General features: G+C 43.9%; 23 protein-coding genes and 1 pseudogene. 16 read left to right on the forward strand and 8 right to left on the reverse strand.

The window, feature by feature from the left end; all coding sequences use genetic code 11:
• Positions 1-83: 83 nt before the first annotated feature.
• Positions 84-1016 carry a M23 family metallopeptidase gene (locus OS173_RS07070; RefSeq protein ID WP_267183571.1) on the reverse strand — a complete coding sequence of 311 codons (933 nt, stop codon included), beginning with the start codon at positions 1014-1016 and terminating at the stop codon, positions 84-86.
• A gap of 102 nt (positions 1017-1118) precedes the next feature.
• Here OS173_RS07070 and OS173_RS07075 point away from each other — a divergent pair, with 102 nt between their 5' ends.
• The 6 genes from OS173_RS07075 (at position 1119) to OS173_RS07100 (ending at position 5656) form a co-directional block, all read left to right on the forward strand.
• Positions 1119-1427 carry a DciA family protein gene (locus tag OS173_RS07075; protein WP_267183572.1) on the forward strand — a complete coding sequence of 103 codons (309 nt, stop codon included), beginning with the start codon at positions 1119-1121 and terminating at the stop codon, positions 1425-1427.
• A gap of 103 nt (positions 1428-1530) precedes the next feature.
• Positions 1531-2346, forward strand: coding sequence for a 2,3,4,5-tetrahydropyridine-2,6-dicarboxylate N-succinyltransferase (dapD, locus tag OS173_RS07080; protein ID WP_267183573.1), 816 nt, complete (start codon positions 1531-1533; stop codon positions 2344-2346).
• Positions 2343-2648 carry an ArsC/Spx/MgsR family protein gene (locus OS173_RS07085; protein WP_267183574.1) on the forward strand — a complete coding sequence of 102 codons (306 nt, stop codon included), beginning with the start codon at positions 2343-2345 and terminating at the stop codon, positions 2646-2648. The genes dapD and OS173_RS07085 overlap by 4 nt, the downstream gene beginning before the upstream one ends.
• Entirely contained in the window at positions 2645-3778 is a 1134-nt protein-coding gene (gene dapE, locus OS173_RS07090) for a succinyl-diaminopimelate desuccinylase (protein WP_267183575.1), read from the forward strand. Before OS173_RS07085 ends, dapE begins: the two co-directional genes overlap by 4 nt.
• Positions 3775-4746, forward strand: a complete 972-nt coding sequence (gene dusA, locus OS173_RS07095; protein ID WP_267183576.1) for a tRNA dihydrouridine(20/20a) synthase DusA — start codon at positions 3775-3777, stop codon at positions 4744-4746. Before dapE ends, dusA begins: the two co-directional genes overlap by 4 nt.
• Complete coding sequence (locus OS173_RS07100) at positions 4736-5656, forward strand: arginine deiminase-related protein (RefSeq protein ID WP_267183577.1); 921 nt, start codon at positions 4736-4738, stop codon at positions 5654-5656. Before dusA ends, OS173_RS07100 begins: the two co-directional genes overlap by 11 nt.
• A 583-nt stretch (positions 5657-6239) precedes the next feature.
• Here OS173_RS07100 and OS173_RS07105 read toward each other — a convergent pair.
• Positions 6240-6398 (reverse strand): hypothetical protein, encoded by a 159-nt coding sequence (locus OS173_RS07105; RefSeq protein WP_267183578.1) that lies wholly within the window; start codon positions 6396-6398, stop codon positions 6240-6242.
• A 419-nt stretch (positions 6399-6817) separates the two neighbouring features.
• Between OS173_RS07105 and OS173_RS07110 the strand changes: the two genes are divergently transcribed.
• From OS173_RS07110 to OS173_RS07115, 3 genes and pseudogenes are all read left to right on the forward strand, one after another.
• Positions 6818-7084, forward strand: a complete 267-nt coding sequence (locus OS173_RS07110; RefSeq protein WP_267183579.1) for a hypothetical protein — start codon at positions 6818-6820, stop codon at positions 7082-7084.
• A 341-nt stretch (positions 7085-7425) separates the two neighbouring features.
• A complete protein-coding gene (locus OS173_RS13400; protein ID WP_407659811.1) occupies positions 7426-7614 on the forward strand; it encodes an erythromycin esterase family protein in 189 nt (62 codons plus the stop codon).
• Positions 7615-7636: 22 nt separating this feature from the next.
• A pseudogene (locus OS173_RS07115) lies at positions 7637-7765 on the forward strand (SDR family oxidoreductase); the annotation flags it as partial.
• A gap of 40 nt (positions 7766-7805) precedes the next feature.
• On the opposite strand, the gene OS173_RS07120 reads toward OS173_RS07115, so the two are convergent.
• Positions 7806-8093 carry a type II toxin-antitoxin system RelE/ParE family toxin gene (locus OS173_RS07120; RefSeq protein WP_267183580.1) on the reverse strand — a complete coding sequence of 96 codons (288 nt, stop codon included), beginning with the start codon at positions 8091-8093 and terminating at the stop codon, positions 7806-7808.
• Positions 8090-8329, reverse strand: a complete 240-nt coding sequence (locus OS173_RS07125; RefSeq protein ID WP_267183581.1) for a type II toxin-antitoxin system ParD family antitoxin — start codon at positions 8327-8329, stop codon at positions 8090-8092. The genes OS173_RS07120 and OS173_RS07125 overlap by 4 nt, the downstream gene beginning before the upstream one ends.
• A 149-nt stretch (positions 8330-8478) precedes the next feature.
• On the opposite strand from OS173_RS07125, the gene OS173_RS07130 reads away from it, so the two are divergent.
• From OS173_RS07130 to OS173_RS07150, 5 genes are all read left to right on the forward strand, one after another.
• A complete protein-coding gene (locus OS173_RS07130; RefSeq protein WP_267183582.1) occupies positions 8479-10224 on the forward strand; it encodes an SWIM zinc finger family protein in 1746 nt (581 codons plus the stop codon).
• A 79-nt stretch (positions 10225-10303) separates the two neighbouring features.
• A complete protein-coding gene (locus tag OS173_RS07135) occupies positions 10304-11179 on the forward strand; it encodes a mechanosensitive ion channel family protein (protein WP_267183583.1) in 876 nt (291 codons plus the stop codon).
• Positions 11172-12128, forward strand: a complete 957-nt coding sequence (locus tag OS173_RS07140) for a CorA family divalent cation transporter (RefSeq protein WP_267183584.1) — start codon at positions 11172-11174, stop codon at positions 12126-12128. Before OS173_RS07135 ends, OS173_RS07140 begins: the two co-directional genes overlap by 8 nt.
• Positions 12128-12427: a hypothetical protein gene (locus OS173_RS07145; RefSeq protein WP_267183585.1), complete on the forward strand. Its 300-nt coding sequence runs from the start codon at positions 12128-12130 to the stop codon at positions 12425-12427. Before OS173_RS07140 ends, OS173_RS07145 begins: the two co-directional genes overlap by 1 nt.
• Before the next feature lie 6 nt (positions 12428-12433).
• Positions 12434-14092, forward strand: a complete 1659-nt coding sequence (locus tag OS173_RS07150; protein WP_267183586.1) for a SulP family inorganic anion transporter — start codon at positions 12434-12436, stop codon at positions 14090-14092.
• 74 nt (positions 14093-14166) lie between these two features.
• On the opposite strand, the gene OS173_RS07155 is transcribed toward OS173_RS07150, so the two are convergent.
• Positions 14167-15447: an amidohydrolase gene (locus tag OS173_RS07155; RefSeq protein WP_267183587.1), complete on the reverse strand. Its 1281-nt coding sequence runs from the start codon at positions 15445-15447 to the stop codon at positions 14167-14169.
• A 126-nt stretch (positions 15448-15573) separates the two neighbouring features.
• The gene (gene typA, locus OS173_RS07160; RefSeq protein WP_267183588.1) at positions 15574-17391 is read right to left on the reverse strand and encodes a translational GTPase TypA; all 1818 of its coding nucleotides are present in this window, start codon (positions 17389-17391) and stop codon (positions 15574-15576) included.
• Positions 17392-17548: 157 nt separating this feature from the next.
• Here typA and OS173_RS07165 point away from each other — a divergent pair, with 157 nt between their 5' ends.
• The gene (locus OS173_RS07165) at positions 17549-17980 is read left to right on the forward strand and encodes a hypothetical protein (protein ID WP_267183589.1); all 432 of its coding nucleotides are present in this window, start codon (positions 17549-17551) and stop codon (positions 17978-17980) included.
• A 13-nt stretch (positions 17981-17993) separates the two neighbouring features.
• Here the strand turns inward: OS173_RS07165 and OS173_RS07170 are convergent, their stop codons facing one another.
• Entirely contained in the window at positions 17994-18761 is a 768-nt protein-coding gene (locus OS173_RS07170; RefSeq protein WP_267183590.1) for a sulfite exporter TauE/SafE family protein, read from the reverse strand.
• A 178-nt stretch (positions 18762-18939) separates the two neighbouring features.
• Between OS173_RS07170 and htpX the strand changes: the two genes are divergently transcribed.
• Positions 18940-19833, forward strand: a complete 894-nt coding sequence (gene htpX / locus OS173_RS07175) for a protease HtpX (protein WP_267183591.1) — start codon at positions 18940-18942, stop codon at positions 19831-19833.
• A gap of 238 nt (positions 19834-20071) precedes the next feature.
• Here htpX and OS173_RS07180 read toward each other — a convergent pair.
• On the reverse strand, positions 20072-20265 hold a 194-nt coding region (locus OS173_RS07180), incomplete at its 5' end, for a transposase (RefSeq protein WP_407659810.1).

Here is a 20265-nt window from a genome sequence, read left to right on the forward strand (position 1 = left end):
AGTCTGTTGATTTTTGCCACAGTAGGCAAATATGTGGTTTCGATTGGTCCGATATTCAAGTCATATAATCGGATATTGTGTGTTTATGAATGGATAAAAGGCAGTGGATTGACTTTATGGCCATTTTTCAACACCTCAAAATGCAAATGTTCTGAAGTGGCGCGACCGGTTTTGCCCATGGTACCAATGTGATCACCGGCAGTCACTCGCTGGCCTAATTCAACGGTCACTTCTTCGGCGTGGGCATATCGGGTCATAAAGCCATTGCCATGGTCGATTTCAACCATGCGGCCATAGGAACCGCGAGGGCCGGCCCAGACCACAACACCATCAGCGGCAGCTCGAATTTTAGATTGATAAGCGCCGGAATAATCCATGCCTGAATGACTGGCTTGTTGGCCGGTAAACGGATCAATGCGTTTGCCATAATAAGATGAAATCCAGCCGGACTCTAAAGGCATCATATGCGGCGTTACATTTTGTTCAATGGACTGTTCATTGAGCAAACGGGATAATACATCAAATTGTTCTTGTTGTTGTTCAAAACTCTGCTCAAGAGAGAACAAGCTGGCATAAACAGATTGTGGCGTATTGATGTCACCGGTTAATTCCAGTTCAGCACCACCCAAACCGGGTATATTATTAAGATCAAATTCATCGGCGTTGATATCGCTGGCGGCGGTTAGCCGGCTGCCCAGTGCATTAAGTCGCGTGGATTGCGCCATCAGTTGACCAATTTGTAGGGTCATGGCATCAATGTCATTTTGTACACCTTTTTTAAGCGTATTTAGTTCTGATTGACTGGCTTCAACACGTGCTTGTAATGCCTGAATGGTGTCTTGTTCTGATTGAGAGGCGTAATTGAAAAGTAAAGGCGCTGTGGCCATACCTAAGGTAAACATCATGGCCAGTGCCAAACCGACAACACCATAAACTTTAAATTTAAAAGAGCGATCAGCAAAGGAATATTGCTTTATACCACTGTGGTTCTGTTTCAGAATGGTTACATTTTGCATGGTAAAACTTAGCCTTTGTGTTTGGTTATTATGATGAAACTCATGCTTGTCTGTCTGTATGAGATGATTGCAAAAAACAACCACCTCGTTCAAAATAAGCCCATGAGTCGCAGCAAAAAACTACAACCAATCAACGAGCGAATTGCGCAAGATAAGGGGTTATCAACCTTGCTTAAACGCGCCAATCAATTGGCTGACTTAAATAAACGATTACAACCAGCTTTACCTGCACCGGTTAAAGGCCTGTGCCAGCTGGCTAATATTCGTGGCGAAACCGCTGTTTTTGCTTGTGAAAATCAAGCCGCAGCGTCTAAAGTTCGCATGTTCAGCCGAGACATTTTACAGATAATGCAACGGGAATACAAAATATCTGTGAAGAAATTAAGGGTGGTTATCCAGCAGACTGATTAAAAGCCGGTTATTCGGTTGTGTAAAAGTCTCAAAATTGATCTTTTAGCGACAAAAATTCCCCGCCTGATTCGTTATAATGAACATTTTTACCCATGGATAAGTCATGACTTTAGCAGACAAAATAAACCGTGCCTGGCAACAGCGCGATGAATTAGAAGCAGTGGCACTCAAAGACCGTTACGGTGCCGACATTAAAACCTGTTTAGAAGCATTGGAAAGTGGAGAACAAAGAGTGGCTGAACTTGTTGATGGTGAATGGCAGGTTAATGAATGGTTAAAAAAAGCCGTACTCCTATATTTTAAAACCTCGCCCAACCGTGTTATGCCCGGCTCGACTCACAACTTTTGGGACAAAGTACCCTGTCGCTTTCAGGATGCCGATGTCAATGAATTTCGCAGCGTTGGTGCCCGTATCGTACCGCCGGCCACCATTAGGCGCGGTGCTTTTATCGGCAAAGGCGTGGTCTGCATGCCATCTTATGTCAATATTGGTGCTTATGTCGGTGCCGGCACCATGGTCGACACCTGGGCCACGGTGGGTAGTTGTGCGCAGATTGGTGAAAATGTGCATCTGTCCGGCGGCGTCGGTATCGGTGGCGTGTTAGAACCTTTACAAGCCGCACCCACGATCATTGAGGACAATTGTTTTATCGGTGCCCGCAGTGAAGTGGTGGAAGGTGTCCGTGTCGGTGCCGGCAGTGTTATTTCCATGGGCGTTTACCTCGGCATGAGCACCAAGATTTATGACCGTGAAAAGGACGAAGTTACCTATGGTTACGTGCCACCGGGATCGGTGGTGGTGCCCGGAAGCCTACCGGCGGACAATGGTAAATATGCATTGAATTGTGCGGTGATTGTGAAACAAGTGGATGCCCAGACCCGCGCTAAAACGTCGATTAATGAATTGTTAAGAACATGATTATTTACGGTATTAAAAATTGTGATAAGGTTCGAGCCGCGCTTAAACAGGCCAAGCAGGCCGGTGAGGATGTCAGGCTGCATGATTTTCGCAGCGATGGTATTGATGTCCAATTACTTGAGGCGATGCTGGCAGATATCGACATCAGTCAATTAATTAATAAACGCAGCACCACCTATCGACAACTCGATAAAGACACACAACAGAACGTTGGTATTGAGACATTGGCAGCCTTTCCCACCTTAATCAAACGGCCGGTGGTTTTTCATGATAACCATTTTACCCTGGGATTACCGTCATGAACCCTGAAGTCATCACCTTAGCGCAACAACTGATTCAAAAACCCTCCTTTACCCCCGATGATGCCGGTTGTCAGCCGTTATTAATGAACCGCATGTCAGGCCAGGGTTTTCAAGGCCATCATCACCGTTTTGGTGAAGTGGATAATGTGCTTATATGGCATGGTGACAAGCCCGGTCCGTGTTTATTATTTTTGGGTCACACCGATGTCGTGCCTGTTGGTGATGAATCTGACTGGACCCATCCGCCGTTAAGTGGCTTGGTCGAAGACGGGCTATTACATGGCCGCGGTGCCGCCGATATGAAAGGTTCTGTGGCGGCCATGGTTCTGGCGATAGAAAAATTTGTCGGTGAACATAAAAACCACCCGGGTAAAGTCGCCATTATGCTAACTTCTGACGAAGAAGGCGAAGCCGCTGATGGTATTCGTCAATTTATGCCGATGATGGCCAAAGACCATCATTTTGATTATTGTCTGGTGGGTGAACCAAGCAGCACCGAATTAGTCGGTGATACGGTGCGGGTCGGCCGTCGTGGTTCATTGCATGTCAATATGGTTATCGAAGGCAAACAAGGGCATGTGGCGTATCCGCATTTGGCTGAAAACCCGGTTTTTACAGCCGCCCCGTTTCTCACCGAAGTGGCCCAATATGTTTGGGATCAGGGCAACGAAGATTTTCCGCCGACAAGTTTTCAAGTGTCCAATATTCATGCCGGAACCGGTGCCGCCAATGTCATTCCCGGTCGCCTGCACATCACCGCCAATTTTCGTTATTCGCCGGAATCAAGCCAAACCAGTTTAGCGAAACAGCTTAAAGGCTTATTGGACAAGCATGGATTCGACTATCAGCTTGACTGGGCGCTATCCGGTGAGCCGTTTCATTGTAAAAACGACACCTTTAAAACGGCGCTTAAAAAAGCCATTCAGCGTTTTAGTGACGTTGAACCTGAATTTAACACCCAGGGCGGCACCTCAGATGGTCGTTTTGTGGCGCCTTTGGGCATTGCCACCATGGAACTGGGGCCAATTAATAAAACCATTCACCAGGTCAACGAATGTGTGCCGGTCAAACAACTGCTACAGTTAGAAAATATTTATTTGGATTTAATTAAACGCTTATTGCTGTCATGAGTCTCAACCATCGTTTGTCGGTGGCGCCCATGCTTGATTGGACCGATCGCCATTGCCGCTATTTTCATCGCTTAATTTCGTCTGACATTGTGTTATACACGGAAATGATTACCACCGGCGCCTTATTGCACGGTGACCGCACAGACTTATTGGCTTATGACCCGTCCGAGCACCCGGTCGTCATTCAGTTGGGTGGTAGCAATCCTGAGGATTTGGCGGTTTGCGCCAAAATGGCCGAAGACGCCGGTTACGATGAAGTGAATATCAACATTGGCTGTCCAAGTGATCGGGTACAAAGCGGTCGTTTTGGTGCCTGTCTTATGCGCGAGCCTGAATTGGTGGCCGAATGCGTGCAAACAATGCGCCGCGCCGTAACCATCCCGGTTACCTTAAAAACCCGTATCGGTGTCGACAATGATGCCGATTATGATTTTTTTAAACGATTTGTCCGTATTAATCGTGACGCCGGTTGCAAGACCTTTATCGTGCATGCCCGTAAGGCATTACTGAAAGGCCTCAGCCCAAAACAAAACCGCAGTATCCCGCCGTTACAGTATCATTTTCCGGAGCAAATTAAAGCTGAATTCCCGGATTTAACAGTGGTTGTAAATGGCGGCATAGACACTGTTCAAAAAGCACAAAATCACTTACAATACGCCGACGGTGTCATGATTGGGCGCGCCTTCTGGAATGCCCCATGGCTCATCAGAGACATGCATAACGCCTTGGGTTTCAAACCCTTACAAACCAATCGCGATGATATACTTAGTGCTTATCAGGATTATTGTGTCCAGATGATGGACCAAGGCTTGAGCCTGCATTGGCTTATCAGACCCATTTTGGGATTATTTCACGGATTTCCCGGCAGTAAAAAATGGAAATCTTATTTAGTAACCGAAGCACCCAAACGTAAAAATGACATTCGGGTGCTGAGCGAAGCAAGGTCGATAGTAGATTATGTTAGTTAAAACCGTAGCTGACTTTATAGCAGCGCAAAAATACGCCAATTACCCCATCAAACAAGCGGTGGCCATGAAAGCCGCCTTTATGGTGTCACCGGTGGGCTTTTCTCTCAACGAGCAAACCGCGCAAGACAATGAATATATGCAGATGGATAAATCGGTGGATGAAAAATTAGCCATCTACCAACAAATGCACCTGGCTCGTGTTCTGACAGACTTTGGCATTCCGGTATTATCTTTCCCGGGGTCAGTACACACACCCGATGCAGTGTTTCCCAACAATGCCTTCGCCACCAACCATAACCGCCGCTATATTGTTGGTTCCATGCGCTATCCCAATCGCCAGTTGGAAACCGAACGTAAAGACATCCGTAAATTCTTTAACAGTGTTTTAGATTACGACGAATATGAAATAGAACACCCCCGAGCCATTGCTGAACTCACCGGTGTCCTAGTACCTGATCGTGGCCGCAACATCGGCTTTGTCGGCATGACTGAACGGGTCAATGATGAAGGCGCACTGGCACTGGATGAAGGCTTTCAGTTGGATTTAACCTTTCAGTTTGACCTGGCCGAAGGTGAATACCACACCAACGTGGTAATGGCCAATCTGGCCGGCGAAGCCGTGGTTCTGCATAAAGATTCCTTTGCCGACCCCGAAGTGGTACAAGCCATTGATGATTTCTACGAAGGTAAGGTATTGTACTTATCCGACGAAGAAAAACTGGCCTTCTGCGGTAACTGCCTGTCCATCACCGAGCGTGATGTACTGTTCAGCCAGACCGCCTTTGATACCTTAGCCGAAGCGTCTAAGAAGAAACTGGATAAATGGGGTTTTAAAATTCACGGTGTCGAGGTTTCTGAATTGGAGAAGGCTGGAGGCTCCCTCCGCTGCATGGTCGGCGAAATCTTCTGAGGAAAAAGTGGGGCGTGAATCTCTGCGTTGTCACTCACTTTTGCAACAATCACGCACAAGTATGTGCGCTCATGCTGTCAAAAGTGAGTTCCGCCTTGGCCTTCAAGCCCCACTTTTCCCTCAGCTCCGGGGTTTGAGTGAAAACGTGGCCTACGAAATACTGAATATTAGACAACATCCAGACGGTGACTAAAAGTGCAGGATTGCACTTTTGAACGCACGAAGTGCGGCCCGAAGGGTTGAGTGCAGGAAGCACGAAATAATCTCTGCGTTGCAGGTAAATTTTGAGACGATCACGTATAGGTCTATACGCTCACGCCTTCAAAATTTACCTGCGCCTTGATCTCCACCGCCAAATTTCCCCTCAGCTCCAGGTTTTAATCTCTGCGTTGTCACTCACTTTTGCAACAATCACGCACAAGTATGTGCGCTCATGCTGTCAAAAGTGAGTTCCGCCTTGACCTTCAAGCCCCACTTTTCCCTCAGCTCCAGGGTTTAAGAGCGTCATTATCGGGCTCGACCCGATAACCTCAGCCAGATTTACGCGATATCAAATAAGCGTTGTCGCTGGTTTTTGAAACAATCACGAACAAGCTTGTGCGCTCACACCTTCAAAATCCACCTGCGCCTTGACTTTCAACGCCAAATCTTCCCTCAGCTCCAGGTTTAACCCCGTCATTATCGCGCTTGACACGATAATTTCAGGCAGTTTAGGGTAATGCCTATAAGTATCTGATGTCATCAGTCAACTGTCCTCCGCCTTCAGTCCTCTGTCTTCTGTTATCGCGACGTCTTCGGGCACCGACCCGGAGACCCATGATAAATAAACGATTTAACATTAAAGTCTTGGCGGATTTTTATTCCTATGTTGCCGCCGAATGATGAAGCAATAAAGCAAACACTATTAAAAATTTGTTTTATTTTAGAAATCAAATCAGTTGTCAGCAGATAAGAGTTTAAATGCATTCGATTAGTTGGCGATATGAATCAATAAAAATGCTAGTTAATTGAAAAGATTGCAATATATCATTATTATATCGTTAATAATCAGTTGCTTACGCGTTAAAAAATGGGGTTTGGTTGAAAAGTGTGACGGTGGTCAAATTTATGGAATAATCCGGTGCTAAATTGAAAACCCCTTTTTAGTTTAGGAATGAGAAAATGAAAAAATTGTTAACCGTAAGTTTGTTTATGTTGTCTGCGACTACTTTTGCAATGGATGCGGATCAGTTAAAAGAAAATGATTTGAAAACATGTCAGCAACAAGCGCTGTCAGCACCTGAAGATCAGCAAGATCACAAGAAAGAAACGTGTGAATGTATTGTTAATAATACTGACTACGAGGCCTTGGCTGAAGCCCGTCAAGAAGGTGATATGGATAAACTTAATGAACTAAAGGCAGAAGCGGCTGATCAGTGTGACGCTTAAGTTATACTTTTTGGTCAAAAAAACAGCGGTCATTTGATCGCTGTTTTTTATTTTGTACGTTAAGTCTCGGTGTAAATTTTTTTTATCCGTTGCATTAACAATAATTTGTTCGGGCATGTCTGATATGTCTTATCCGGATTAAGCAATAGTTTGTTTATAGCTTGACAAAAACCTTATTTAAGATTGTTTTAAACTAATGTTTGATTTATTTTTTGCAAAATATTTTATAGGGGTTTTATTGTTGACTGCCGGTATGATTTCTTTCGCGCACAAATGGGAAAAACAGGCCATTCCGCTTGATGGTGATGCGAGTTTGGATCGGTTGATTTCGGCGGCGGCTGATTGCGGAACAAGGCTTCAGCTTCATTGCGGTGGAAGGCGGTTTTGCCAGCTTATATCACCTCAATCGTTATGTAAAAAATTTAGATGGTGCAGCCGATTCTGCAAAAGATGTCTTGTTAAAGCTCGATAGATGGCCAACTATACTACACTATAAGCCGCCGAGGAACACCCGGAAAGAATGGAATTGATTAAACAAGCCACGCCCTTAAAAGAAACGGTACGCCGGAAGAGGTGGCCAAAGTGGTGAAATTCTTAGCCAGAGATGCCGCCCGCTTTATCACTGCCACCGATATTCTGGTGGATGGCGGCGTGATTCATAATATTAAGAAGATGGGGTAGCCTAAATATTCCATTCTTACATGATCTATTCGGGCACAGACTATAAATGGCGTGTGAAGTCCATTGCTTGATGTAATACGCGTATGACGATGAGGTTATGATTTGCTTGTTTAAAAATATGATGTGTGATGCAACCGGGTAAGCCGAATAATTCGGGACTTATATGGCTATAATCAGTACCTATACCAGTATCTCGGTTGATTTTCTGGAATGCCTCATCAATTGAGCTGAGATACTGAATTGCTTTAGCTTGCCCAAATTCTTTAAGACTATATTGATAAATTCTGGTAAGGTCGTCATAAGCTTTTGGTCTGAGCTTAATCGTCATGCGTTATTTTTATCGAGGAAACGATCCAGATTCCATTCAATGGGTTCACCACTACGTTCGCCTTCTTCGATCAACTTTCTGAGTGTTTCAAGTTTAGAAGCCGCATGTCTTTCTTTGAGCAACCTTAAGCCTTCGCGAATAACTTCACTGTTGGTTTTATAATTGCCGGATTCAACCAAGTTTTCAATAAACTCTCTGAGTTCAGGGCCGGTATCGACTGTTATTGTTCGTGTCATTTTTGTAACTCAATAATTGTAAGTAAAAGTCTTACAGACAATAGTATAAGAGAAGTTCTTACATTACAAAACATAAGTGTAGTTTTTGGATTGAAGAATTATCTAAGGACAGGACGCAGCAAAAGATACAAATTTGTATAATGGTCGACATGAATTTAAACAACTTTAAAGACCAGATAGATTCAGTCATCGTTGAGCGTGGTGCTGATTATTATTTTGATAAAGCCGTAAGCCATTTGGAGCAGGTTGATGCTGGAATTTGGCTGTCTTTGGTAGAAGGTTCTTTGGACTATGATGTGCTGATTACGCTTGATAATAATCAAATTAAGGAATGGCAATGTAACTGTCCCTATGATTATGGCCCGGTCTGCAAGCATGTGGTGGCGACTTTGTATGCGCTGGCAGATGAACTGGAGGTATCTACAGATGCTAACAACGGCATTCTTCCCAAGAAAAAAGCCGGTCAGAAACGAAAGAATCAGAACAATGAAGTCAGTCAAATTTTTTCTAAAGTCAATCAGCAGGAGTTACAAGAATTTTTACAAAAACAGTTTGTTAGCAATCGAGGTTTAAAAAACGCCTTGATTGCTTATTTCGCTGAATACCTGGATGAGGATATTAATAAAAAATATCAGATTATCGTAAAAAATATTTATAAAGCGGCGAAAGGGCGAGATGGTTTCATTGATTATCGTTCAACCTATAAACTTGAACAACCGCTGTATGATTTACTCAAAAGAGCGAGTGAGTTCGTACATGACACTAAAATTATTCAAGCCTTGGCAATTTGTAAAGCCATCATTGAGCAGCTGCCTAAGATTGTCCATAATATGGACGATTCAGACGGCTCGGCGGGTGGTCTTTTTGAGTATGCTTTTGAGGTATTTGATGATATTTCAAATCAGGCTCATCCGGAACTAAAGGATGAATTGTTTAGTTATTGTCTCAAAGAATTTCCTAAAGAAAAATACAATGATTTTGGTTTTGAAAGCTATTTCTTAGATGTTCTGCCGGTGTTAATAACGACGGACAAGCAAGAAAAACAATTATTTGCTATAATTGATAAACAACTCAAAAAAGTCGCATCCAAAGCCTATTCAAGTTACGGAGTTGTGCAATTAATTAAGGTGAAAATTGGTTATTTATTAAAAAATAACAGACAAGACGAAGTTGATATTTTAGTCAATGAACATAAGCATTACCCGGAATTTAGAACAGTACTGGTACAACAATCTTTGGATCAGAAAGATTTTAAACAAGCCAAAAAGTTGTGCCAACAAGGCATCATCATTGCTGAGAAAGAATGCCATGCCGGAACCGTCAGTCAGTGGCGTGAACAGTTGTTAACCATAGCAGAATTAGAACAAAACAAAGCGGATATCAGAAAGTGGGCAAAGATTTTGTTTAACGGGAGTTACCGTGACATGTCGTACTATAAACAACTTAAATCCACTTATTCCAAAAAAGAGTGGGCGGTGCAATGTGAAGCCATCATCGATGAAATTAAAGGTAAAAATCAATACGGCGGCTATGGCGCAGCCACTCAATTGGCAGATATTTTTGTGGCAGAAAAATATTTTGACCGATTGCTGACTTTATTACAAATCAACCCGGAAAGCATTAGGCTAATAGATGGCTATGCCCATCATCTTAGCAAGGATTATCCGCAGGAAATCAGGGATTTGTATGTATCCGGCATCAAAAAGCAGGCGGAAGAAACCGGCAGAAAAATCTACAATCAGACAGTCAAATATATAAAGACTTTGTCTAAAATCCCGGGCAGTCAGTCGAAAGTCAATGAGCTGATTCAATTTTTTAAATCACGTTATAAAAACCGCAGCGCCATGATGGAAATACTTAATAAACATTTCCCAAAGCAATTTAATGAATGTTAATGAAAGTGAAAAGGTTTTCTATCCCTGAAGTGGTTAAAATAAGTTTTTGCTGTTTGGTTTTTTACACTATACTTTATCTATGATTGAATTTCTTAATAAGACGGCATTTACGATGAGTGACAGCCATGTGATTACCTGGTTGCAGATTTTGTATGCGCTGGGTTTTTTGATTGTGGCCTGGTTTTTAAGTCGCTTGTTGGCTTTTTTGGTGGTCAAGAAATTGCTGAGTTCGGCGCGTATTAGTCAGGACAGTCGGGCCATTATTCAGCGAATTTTGTTTTACGCCATGATTGTACTGGTGTTGTTGACGGTGCTGACCTATTTGGGGATTCCATTAGCGACTTTTGCCTTTATTTCAGGTGCGGTGGCGATTGGTTTTGGTTTTGGTGCCAAGACCATTATTGAGAATTTCTTAAGTGGTTGGATTTTAATGTCGGAGCGGCCAATCCGGATTGGCGATATTGTTGAAATGGATGGTTTAATCGGGCGTATCATCAGTATCGGCAATCGCTCAACATTGATTAAGCGCAATGATGGCGCGGATATTGTGGTACCTAATAGTCAGGTATTGGAGTCACGCTTAGTCAACTGGACGCTGCATGATCCGTTTATTCGGACTTCAGTTCGTGTGGGTGTGGCTTATGGTTCTGATATTGGTTTAGTAAAAAACCTATTGGAACAGGTTATCCAAGCTTATGAGCTGGCACAAAAAGAACCCGGTGCGGTGATTGTGTTTGAGGATTTTGGTGACAGCGCCTTAATTTTTGATGTGTTCTTCTGGGTATCAATACAGGCCGGTCGTGAAATGCGTTTAATTCGCAGTGATGTTCGGTTTTTGATTGAGGAGGCATTTCGGGCACAGGGGATTGTTATTGCGTTCCCGCAACGAGATGTGCATGTGAACTTTACAGATCCCGGTCAATTGGCACGTTTACAGGATCACGACAATGAATGAATCCAAAATAACTCATTTTACCTTAGATGGTCTTGGTGGCGGTACTGAAGTGAAGGCTCAAGACAGCGTTGCCGCACCGTGGCAATGGTATCATCTTAAGTACACCGATAAAAAAGCCAGCAACTGGATTAAGCAGCGCAATGAATTAACTGAACAGGCGAAAGTTATCTTATTGAACCATGAAACCAGACCACGTACCTCAGTTAATGACCAGGAGGTGTTAATTTGTTTGCGCGGCATTAACCACAATGAAGATGAACAGCCTGAAGACATGGTGTCGATTCGACTGTGGCTGGGGGATGGCCTCATTATCACCAGCAGTGATGCCGGTAGCCAGTCCATCAATCACATTAAATCTCAGTTATTGCAGCAGCTTGGACCTAAAAACGGCGAAGAGTTGTTGTTAATGTTGTTAGATCGACTGGCTTATTCCACCGATGACTTTGTTGATAAAATGGATGAAAAAATAGATCAGGCAGAAGATCAGGTTGATGACAGTTCTCTGTCAGAGTTTAACCCGCAGATTAATGAGATGCGACGTCAAATTGCTCATATCCGACGTTACTTGTTGCCGCAACGAGAAGCTATTGATCAGCTACATCGAGTAAAATCACCACGATTAAGTACCGGTTTTTATGAGCAAGTTTATATGCATTTGGATAAGTTTATTCAACTCATAGAAAATTTAGATCTCCTGCGTGATCGGGCTTTAATGCTACAAGAGCATTTTATGGCCAATATCAGCCATGAGCAGAATAGTCGGCTTTATTTATTGTCGATAATATCAGCGATATTTTTACCCTTAACCTTTTTATCAGGCTTATTTGGCATGAATCTGGCAGGCATGCCGGGTTTACAAAACCCCTGGGCATTCTCTTTCGTGGTGATATTTAGTGTGATACTGACAGTGGGTTTATTAATCTGGTTTAAAAAAAGCAGGTGGTTTTGATGCGAATTATTTTGTTATTGGTTGTTTGTTTGAGCTTTGGAGATGTGATGGCGGAAGAATGTACATACAAAGGTATTAAGTTGATGGGTAAGGTTCAATTTGTTGATTCATTTCCGGACTTAAAGATTCACTATGTGAATTCATTTCCGGATATTAAGGTTCAGATGGTAACTTCGTTTCCTGATAAATGTGGAATGTGGCAAAAAGTCGATTCCTTTCCAGATTTTAAGGTGCAGGTGGTGGATTCCTTTCCGGATTTAAAAGTTCAGTTGGTGGATTCATTTCCGGGGATGCCCTAAGCCGGTATGAATAAAAACCTTCGGCAGGAATTTACGCCCAAATTATTTACCTTAATTAAAGCCGGTATTTCAAAACAAACATTGGGCAAAGACGTGATGTCCGGTGTGATTGTCGGTATCGTGGCGTTGCCCCTGGCGATTGCCTTTGCCATTGCATCGGGCGTGTCGCCGGAAAAAGGACTGATTACAGCGATTGTGGCGGGCATTATTATTTCCGTCTTTGGTGGTTCTCGGGTGCAAATCGGCGGCCCCACCGGCGCCTTTATTGTTATCGTATACGGCATTGTGCAGACCCACGGTGTCGATGGTTTAATCCTGGCCACTTTTATGGCCGGCTTTATTATGATGGCGTTTGGCCTGGCACGCTTTGGGAATTTTTTAAAATATATTCCATATTCCCTGATAGTCGGTTTTACCAGTGGCATTGCGGTGATTATCTTTTCATCGCAGGTCAATGATTTTCTGGGTTTGCAATTGAGCGATGTGCCGGCTGATTTTCTATCTAAATGGTTTTTGTACGCTCAACATTTCAATCAAATTAATCTCTATGCCGTCATCATTGCTGTCAGCACAGTTATCATGACCTTGTATTTTCAAAAACTGATTAAGCTGATTCCCGGATCCATTGTCGCTATTTTAATAGCCACCGTGTGTGTGCAATTGTTTAATATCCCGGTAACCACCATTGAAAGCCAATTTGGTGAGATTCCCAATGCCTTAAGCATGCCGAGTTTACCGTCGTTTGATTTTGACACCATGAAGTCGTTGATTCAGCCGGCTTTTGCGATTGCCTTATTGGGTTCAATCGAATCTTTATTATCGGCAGTGGTGGCAGATTCCATGATTGGCGGTAAGCACCGTTCCAATATTGAACTGGTGGCCCAGGGGGCGGCCAATTCGGCCTCTGCTTTGTTCGGTGGAATTCCGGCCACCGGTGCCATTGCCCGCACCGCGACCAATGTCAATAATGGTGGGCGTACCCCGATTGCCGGGATAGTCCATGGTGTGGTGTTACTGTTGATTATGTTGTTATTTGCACCCCTGGCGAAACTGATTCCCTTGTCTTGTCTGGCCGGTATTTTGGTGGTGGTGGCCTATCATATGAGTGAGTGGCGGCAGTTTAAGTCACTCTTAAAAGGTGACAGAATGGATATTATTATCTTGCTTACCACCTTTTTCTTAACGGTGATATTTGATTTGGTGATTGCCATACAGGTTGGTATTGTGCTGTCGAGCTTTATGTTTATGCATCGCATGAGCCAATCGGTGCAGGTGAATAATATCAATATTGAACAAGAACGGGTGGAGCGCTTATTTGACGAAGAAACCCTGGATGTGCCTGAAGGCGTTGTTTTGTATGAAATTAACGGGCCGTTGTTTTTTGGGGCGGCACGTCAGTTCCAACACACCATGACCAGCATTCCGTCTTCATCGGCGAAAACCATCATTATACGTATGCGTTATGTGCCTCTGATTGATGCCACCGGTTATGAGACTTTAAAAGAAATTATCAATAGCTTTCAGAAACAAGGGATTCAGGTTATTTTATCGGGCATACGTGATGAACTGGTCAATGATTTTCAACGTCATAAGGTCTTTACTGTTTTAGACCGGCAATTTGTGGTGAAAGACATCAAACAAGCACTGAGTTTAATCAGTTCATAAAAGTCGGAATGGAATTATAAAAAAATTGCCGACCAACAGTAAATAATTAACGGTTAGTCGGCTGGTTTTCGAATTTACTGATAGTCTTGAACCAACTGCACAAAGGCGCGAACACCGTTGAGTAGGGCGTCTTCGTCAATAAAAAATAAGGGGGAGTGGTTGCTGGGGGCGTTTTTATAGTCACTGTCCGGTGGAGAAATCCCTAAGAAGAAAAATAAGCCCGGGACTTCCTGGGCTAAATAAGAAAAGTCTTCGGCGCCGGTAATCAGACCCGAATCAATGACATTGTCGGCGCCAAATACCGACTCTAAAGACGCATTCATGCGCTCACTCAAATCAGGATTATTGATGGTCACCGGATAGCCCGGATAGATGTTAAATTCAACCTCTGCACCATTGGCATGGGCCACATGGGTGGTGATTTGCTCGAGTTGGTTGTGAATATTGTCCCGGGTATCCATATTAAAGTTACGAATGGTACCAATCATTTCAACTTCATCAGGAATAATGTTATTACGAATCCCGCCCTTAATGGCACCGAAAGACACCACCGCAGGTGCCTGGGTGATATCGGTGCGTCTCGCGATAATGGTTTGTACCGAATTAATAATTTGCGCTGAGGTGGTGATGGGGTCAATCCCGCCCCAGGGTCTGGAGCCGTGGGTTTGGCGGCCTTTAACTTTAATGCCAAATTCATCGACTGCCGCCATCATTGGGCCCGGTCGATAAGCAATCACGCCGGTGGGTAAACCGGCCCAAACGTGTAAACCAAACACGGCTTCGGGTTTTATTTTATCGAACAAGCCTTCTTTCAGCATCAGTTCCGCGCCGCCTTCTTCACCTTGCGGTACGCCTTCTTCAGCGGGTTGGAAAATAAACATCAGGGTGCCGGCAAGATCGGCTTTGTTATTAGCAAACACTTCAGCAGCCGCCATTAAAATAGCCACATGGGCATCGTGGCCACAGGCATGCATCACGCCCACTTCTTCACCGCGGTATTCTGTGGTCACTTTTGAGGCAAACGGCACATCCACTTGTTCAGTGACCGGTAGCGCATCGGTGTCCGCGCGTAATGCCAACACGGGTCCTGGTTTGTCGCCTTTTAAAATACCCACCACACCATTGTAAGCAATGCCGGTTTGTACCTCTAAACCCAAGGACTTTAAATGCTTAGCAATATATTCCGCGGTCTTAACTTCACGGTTACTGAGTTCCGGATTGGCATGTAAATGGCGACGCCATTCAATCAGTTTTGGTTCAATATTGTCTATCGAGGTGTTTAATTCCGCTGATTCAATTTGGGCGTGGGCTAAGCCTGTTAATAAGCTGAGTAAGCATATGATGCGTGTTTTCATGGTTATTCTGGATGGCATAAAACAACCATAATAATGAGTTGTCAGTTTTGACGCAAGTGGATAATTTTTTCAACACAAAAAAGCCACCTGTCATAAGGTGGCTTAAGGGATTTGTAAATTCTGACTTTACGCTTCGCGGCTGGCGCGTTTACGTTCATGCTCGAGTAAATGTCTTTTGCGAATACGAATCTCATCGGGCGTCACTTCCACCAACTCATCGTCTTCAATAAATTCCATGGATTGCTCCAAGGTCATTTGAATCGGCGTTACCAGATTAATGGCATCATCTTTACCTGAGGCACGGACGTTGGTTAATTGCTTACCTTTCAGAGGGTTGACCGTTAAGTCATTGTCACGAGAATGAATGCCGATAATCTGACCTTCATAAACATCAACGTTGGCACTAATCAGCATGCGACCACGCTCCTGAAGGTTAAACAGTGCAAATCCAAGGGCTTTGCCGGTGCCGTTGGAAATTAATACGCCATTTTTACGACTGCGTTCGATGGTGTTAAGTTTACGACCATAATGATCAAAAACGTGGGTTAATATACCGGTGCCTGAGGTGGTGGTTTTAAACTCAGATTGATAACCGATTAAACCCCGTGCCGGAATAATGAAGTTCATACGAACTCGGCCGGTGGTATCAGGTACGATGTCTTTCACTTCAGCACGGCGTCCCAGCAGTTGTTCCATCACTGAGCCTTGATGATCTTGTTCAATATCAACCACCAAATCTTCATAAGGTTCGCACATTTGACCATCGATTTCACGGTAAATCACTTGTGGTCTTGAAATGGCCAACTCAAAACCTTCACGACGCATGGTTTCAATTAACACAGATAAATGCAGTTCACCACGCCCGGAGACCTTAAATTGATCTGAGTTTTCAGTTTCTTCGACGCGTAAAGCGACGTTATAGGTGATTTCACGTTCTAAGCGATCTTTTATTTGCCGTGAAGTCAGGAATTTTCCGCTGCGTCCGGCAAACGGTGAATCATTGACACAAAACAACATGGAAATGGTCGGCTCATCCACAGACAAGGGCGGCAAGGCTTCAACATGATCACGGCTGCATAATGTGTCGGATATGCTAATGGCATCGATACCTGAAATGGCGACAATATCGCCAGCCGCAGCTTCATTAACTTCAATACGGTCTAAGCCTTTAAAGCCAAAAATCTTTAATATGCGGCCATTACGGGTATTGCCTTCGGCATCCACCACTGTCACCGGTGTATTGCTTTTGATAGAACCTTTTTTAATGCGACCAATACCAATCAAACCTAAAAAGCTGTTGTAGTCCAAGGTTGAAATTTGCATTTGAAAAGGCGCTTCAATATCAACATCCGGGGGTCTGACTTTATTAATGATGGTTTCAAACAAAGGTCGCATATCACCTTCACGGTTTTCATCATCTTCCGAAGCGTAACCGTTAATGGCTGAGGCATAAATAATCGGGAAATCCAGTTGCTCATCGGTGGCACCCAGAGAATCGAACAAATCAAAGGTCTGGTCAATAACCCATTGAATTCTGGCGCCATCACGATCCACCTTATTGACCACCACCACCGGTGTAAAGCCCATTTCAAAGGCTTTTGCGGTAACAAATCGGGTTTGTGGCATGGGTCCGTCCACAGCGTCTACCACCAATAATACAGAATCAACCATACTCAGTACCCGTTCAACCTCGCCACCAAAATCGGCATGGCCCGGTGTGTCAACAATATTGATTTTATAGCCTTCCCATTCTATGGAGGTATTTTTTGAGAGAATCGTGATACCACGTTCTTTTTCCAAATCGCCGGAATCCATCATGCGATTAGGGTCATCGGCACGGTCGTCAAAAGTACCTGATTGTTTTAATAGGCAATCGACCAAGGTGGTTTTACCATGATCAACGTGCGCGATGATGGCGATGTTTCTGATTTGTTCTGTGGACATAAGGCGGGTGGTAACGCGTAAAGGCGCGCACTATATCACATTGCGATCTATTTCTCGCTAAAATCTTCGGTTTTTTCTGTCTGAAAATGCACTGATATGGGCTTAAAGTAGATTTAGGGTGTTATAATTTTGGTTTACTAAATATAGGAGAATTACAATGATAGATGCCATTATGGATCAACTTAAACAACAAGTGGCTGGGCAATTACAGAAAAAAGAAGGGGTCAGCTCAACTGAACTGAATGGTATTTTTGATGTGGTGAAACAGCAAGCCACTGAAAAAGTGGGTGCAAATATGCTTGATCAAGGGATTGATGGGGTAATGAGTTTATTTAGTAAAAAAGACAACAATAAACAAGCCGATTCCTTACAAGCCTCGATTACCGGTGGTATTGTTGATGGTTTACAGAAAAAACTGGGGTTTTCTGGCTCTAAAGCCACCGGGATTGTTGCCATTATTATGCCTTATTTGTTGCAACTAATTACCGATAAAAATGCCGAAACCCCCGATGATGACCCATCACCGATTAAAGATATATTAGGTGGCAGTATGGGCAGTATTGGCGATAAATTAAGCGGCTTATTTTAAACATAGGCAAAGGTCAAAAAACCACACCCTCAATGCCTTTATAAATCAACACAGTACCACTGATCACCATGAACGCAATCACCCACCGCAAAAATGCGGTGGTGCTGATTGTCTGTAACAACTTCTTGCCAATTATATTGCCGATAATGGCACCGCTTCCCAAGGCCAAGCCATAAGTGATGGTTTCGTATGTTAAAGCACCAAAATAAGCATAACCACTGATTTGTGCGACACCCATCAGAAATGAGTTGGCCGTTTTGGTGGCGATCATAGATTCTTTGATTAGCTCGGCATTCAGATAGAACGGATTAAGAACCGGCCCTAATGCGCCCACCAGTGTACCCAAAACCGACACCGCAAAACCCAGGGGAATAAAAGCCATCACCGGCATTTGAAAAGAGCGTTGTTTTTTGCCCCAACGAAATTGCCATAAGGTGCTGATTAAAAAGACACCGATGAGTAATTGTAACCATGTGATTTTAATCGATGTGAATAAATAGGCACCTAGCCAGGCCCCCACAATGGCAGCCGGTGCATAATAAGCCACAATCCGCCAGTTGATATCAGACCAAAACAGTAAAAGCCGTGCCGGTCGGCCGATAAAAGTACCTAAATTGAGCACCACTGCGGTTTGGTTGACACCGACCGTGGCATTGAGTAGTGGCACTAAAATGAGTGCGCCGCCACCGCTGGCCAGTGTCGAGACTATGAACGCAAGAATACCCGCCAAAAACAAACCCATCAGGAGCCATATATGGGGTTCGTTAAGCCACTCAAACATAAAATATTATCACTGTTTGCTTGCTTGGCATTATACTTGGATAATCTTGTAATCGTTTAAAATAGCCATACTTTAGGAAATCAGGTTGTGACATGTGATGTCAGATACGAAATGTGCAACCTGGGTTAACAATTGAGGTCTAACGGACCATTAATTACAACGTACAGAGCAAAAAAACATGAAAAGAGTTTTATTATTTGTCGCCACCAATATCGCCATTTTGGCGGTTATTACCATCATTATGCGGATATTCGGATTGGATGGTTACCTCACCGAAAAAGGTTTGGATTATCGGGCATTGGCGATATTCTCCTTGTTATGGGGATCAGTGGGTTCCTTTATTTCATTGGCCATGTCCAAATGGATGGCGAAAAAAGCCATGGGCGTGCAAATCATTGAACAGCCCAGAAATGTCGATGAACAATGGCTGGTCGATACGGTGAAACGTCAAGCTCAGGCTGCCGGTATCGGTATGCCCGAAGTGGGTATTTTTCCGTCTGATTCACCCAATGCCTTTGCCACCGGCATGAAGAAAAATGATGCGCTTGTCGCGGTTAGTACCGGCTTGTTACAAAGCATGAAGCGCAATGAAGTGGAAGCGGTGTTGGGTCATGAAGTGGCGCATGTGGCCAACGGTGATATGGTGACCATGGCCCTGATTCAAGGTGTGTTAAACGCCTTTGTGATTTTCTTCTCGCGCATTATAGGTTATGCCATTGCTGCGGCCACAAGGGATGAACGGGGTGGTAGTTACACCATGGGCTCATTTATCGGCACTTTGATTGCGCAAATTGTGTTGGGCTTCTTGGCCGCCATAATTGTCAATGCGTTTTCCCGATGGCGCGAATTCCATGCCGATGAGGGCGGTTCACGTTTGGCCGGTAATCAAAATATGATTGATGCCTTAAAAGCCTTACAGCGCAGTTCCAGAACAGAACCGCTTGAAGGCGAGTTTGCGGCCTTTGGTATCACCAGTGGTGGTCAGGTGCGACAAGTTCTGTCTAAATTATTCGCCACCCATCCGCCGTTGGAGGATCGCATCGCGGCGCTTGAGAATATTCAAAGGGCTTAATTTTTATGTGGTCATTGTCGTTTATGTTCCCGGTTTTATGAGATTGGGAGCGATGTATGATTTGAATGAACACGTCTGCTCACCAACTTTTAATTTTTACAGATTGAGCGAACACACCCCTCAATCCCCTCTCAAGAGGGGAGGAAAATAAACAATATTAAGAGCCGAAAGCTCTTTTGTTTTTAAATAAAAGAGCAAAACTATTCCCCCTTGAATTCAAGTAATAAGTGCAATTTAATCATGCAGCAAGTAAATCGACTTGCTGCCCCATAAATAATTCATTCGGAGATTTCCCGCCTCTTGTTTTCCGTGGTCTGTTATTCAGGCAATCCATTACGTGTTCTATTTGTTCATCTGTGACTTGATTGAAGTCGGTTCCCTTTGGAAAATATTGCCTGATTAGTCCATTGGTATTCTCATTGATACCACGCT

Source organism: Marinicella gelatinilytica, assembly GCF_026410405.1.
GTDB classification, from domain to species: domain Bacteria; phylum Pseudomonadota; class Gammaproteobacteria; order Xanthomonadales; family Marinicellaceae; genus Marinicella; species Marinicella gelatinilytica.

Bases quoted from the DNA above. Each gene is read 5' to 3' on its own strand.
- OS173_RS07070 (WP_267183571.1), bottom strand. From the start codon at position 1,016: ATGCAAAATGTAACCATTCTGAAACAGAACCACAGTGGTATAAAGCAA.
- OS173_RS07075 (WP_267183572.1), top strand. From the start codon at position 1,119: ATGAGTCGCAGCAAAAAACTACAACCAATCAACGAGCGAATTGCGCAA.
- dapD (WP_267183573.1), top strand. From the start codon at position 1,531: ATGACTTTAGCAGACAAAATAAACCGTGCCTGGCAACAGCGCGATGAA.
- OS173_RS07085 (WP_267183574.1), top strand. From the start codon at position 2,343: ATGATTATTTACGGTATTAAAAATTGTGATAAGGTTCGAGCCGCGCTT.
- dapE (WP_267183575.1), top strand. From the start codon at position 2,645: ATGAACCCTGAAGTCATCACCTTAGCGCAACAACTGATTCAAAAACCC.
- dusA (WP_267183576.1), top strand. From the start codon at position 3,775: ATGAGTCTCAACCATCGTTTGTCGGTGGCGCCCATGCTTGATTGGACC.
- OS173_RS07100 (WP_267183577.1), top strand. From the start codon at position 4,736: ATGTTAGTTAAAACCGTAGCTGACTTTATAGCAGCGCAAAAATACGCC.
- OS173_RS07105 (WP_267183578.1), bottom strand. From the start codon at position 6,398: ATGACATCAGATACTTATAGGCATTACCCTAAACTGCCTGAAATTATC.
- OS173_RS07110 (WP_267183579.1), top strand. From the start codon at position 6,818: ATGAAAAAATTGTTAACCGTAAGTTTGTTTATGTTGTCTGCGACTACT.
- OS173_RS07120 (WP_267183580.1), bottom strand. From the start codon at position 8,093: ATGACGATTAAGCTCAGACCAAAAGCTTATGACGACCTTACCAGAATT.
- OS173_RS07125 (WP_267183581.1), bottom strand. From the start codon at position 8,329: ATGACACGAACAATAACAGTCGATACCGGCCCTGAACTCAGAGAGTTT.
- OS173_RS07130 (WP_267183582.1), top strand. From the start codon at position 8,479: ATGAATTTAAACAACTTTAAAGACCAGATAGATTCAGTCATCGTTGAG.
- OS173_RS07135 (WP_267183583.1), top strand. From the start codon at position 10,304: ATGATTGAATTTCTTAATAAGACGGCATTTACGATGAGTGACAGCCAT.
- OS173_RS07140 (WP_267183584.1), top strand. From the start codon at position 11,172: ATGAATGAATCCAAAATAACTCATTTTACCTTAGATGGTCTTGGTGGC.
- OS173_RS07145 (WP_267183585.1), top strand. From the start codon at position 12,128: ATGCGAATTATTTTGTTATTGGTTGTTTGTTTGAGCTTTGGAGATGTG.
- OS173_RS07150 (WP_267183586.1), top strand. From the start codon at position 12,434: ATGAATAAAAACCTTCGGCAGGAATTTACGCCCAAATTATTTACCTTA.
- OS173_RS07155 (WP_267183587.1), bottom strand. From the start codon at position 15,447: ATGAAAACACGCATCATATGCTTACTCAGCTTATTAACAGGCTTAGCC.
- typA (WP_267183588.1), bottom strand. From the start codon at position 17,391: ATGTCCACAGAACAAATCAGAAACATCGCCATCATCGCGCACGTTGAT.
- OS173_RS07165 (WP_267183589.1), top strand. From the start codon at position 17,549: ATGATAGATGCCATTATGGATCAACTTAAACAACAAGTGGCTGGGCAA.
- OS173_RS07170 (WP_267183590.1), bottom strand. From the start codon at position 18,761: ATGTTTGAGTGGCTTAACGAACCCCATATATGGCTCCTGATGGGTTTG.
- htpX (WP_267183591.1), top strand. From the start codon at position 18,940: ATGAAAAGAGTTTTATTATTTGTCGCCACCAATATCGCCATTTTGGCG.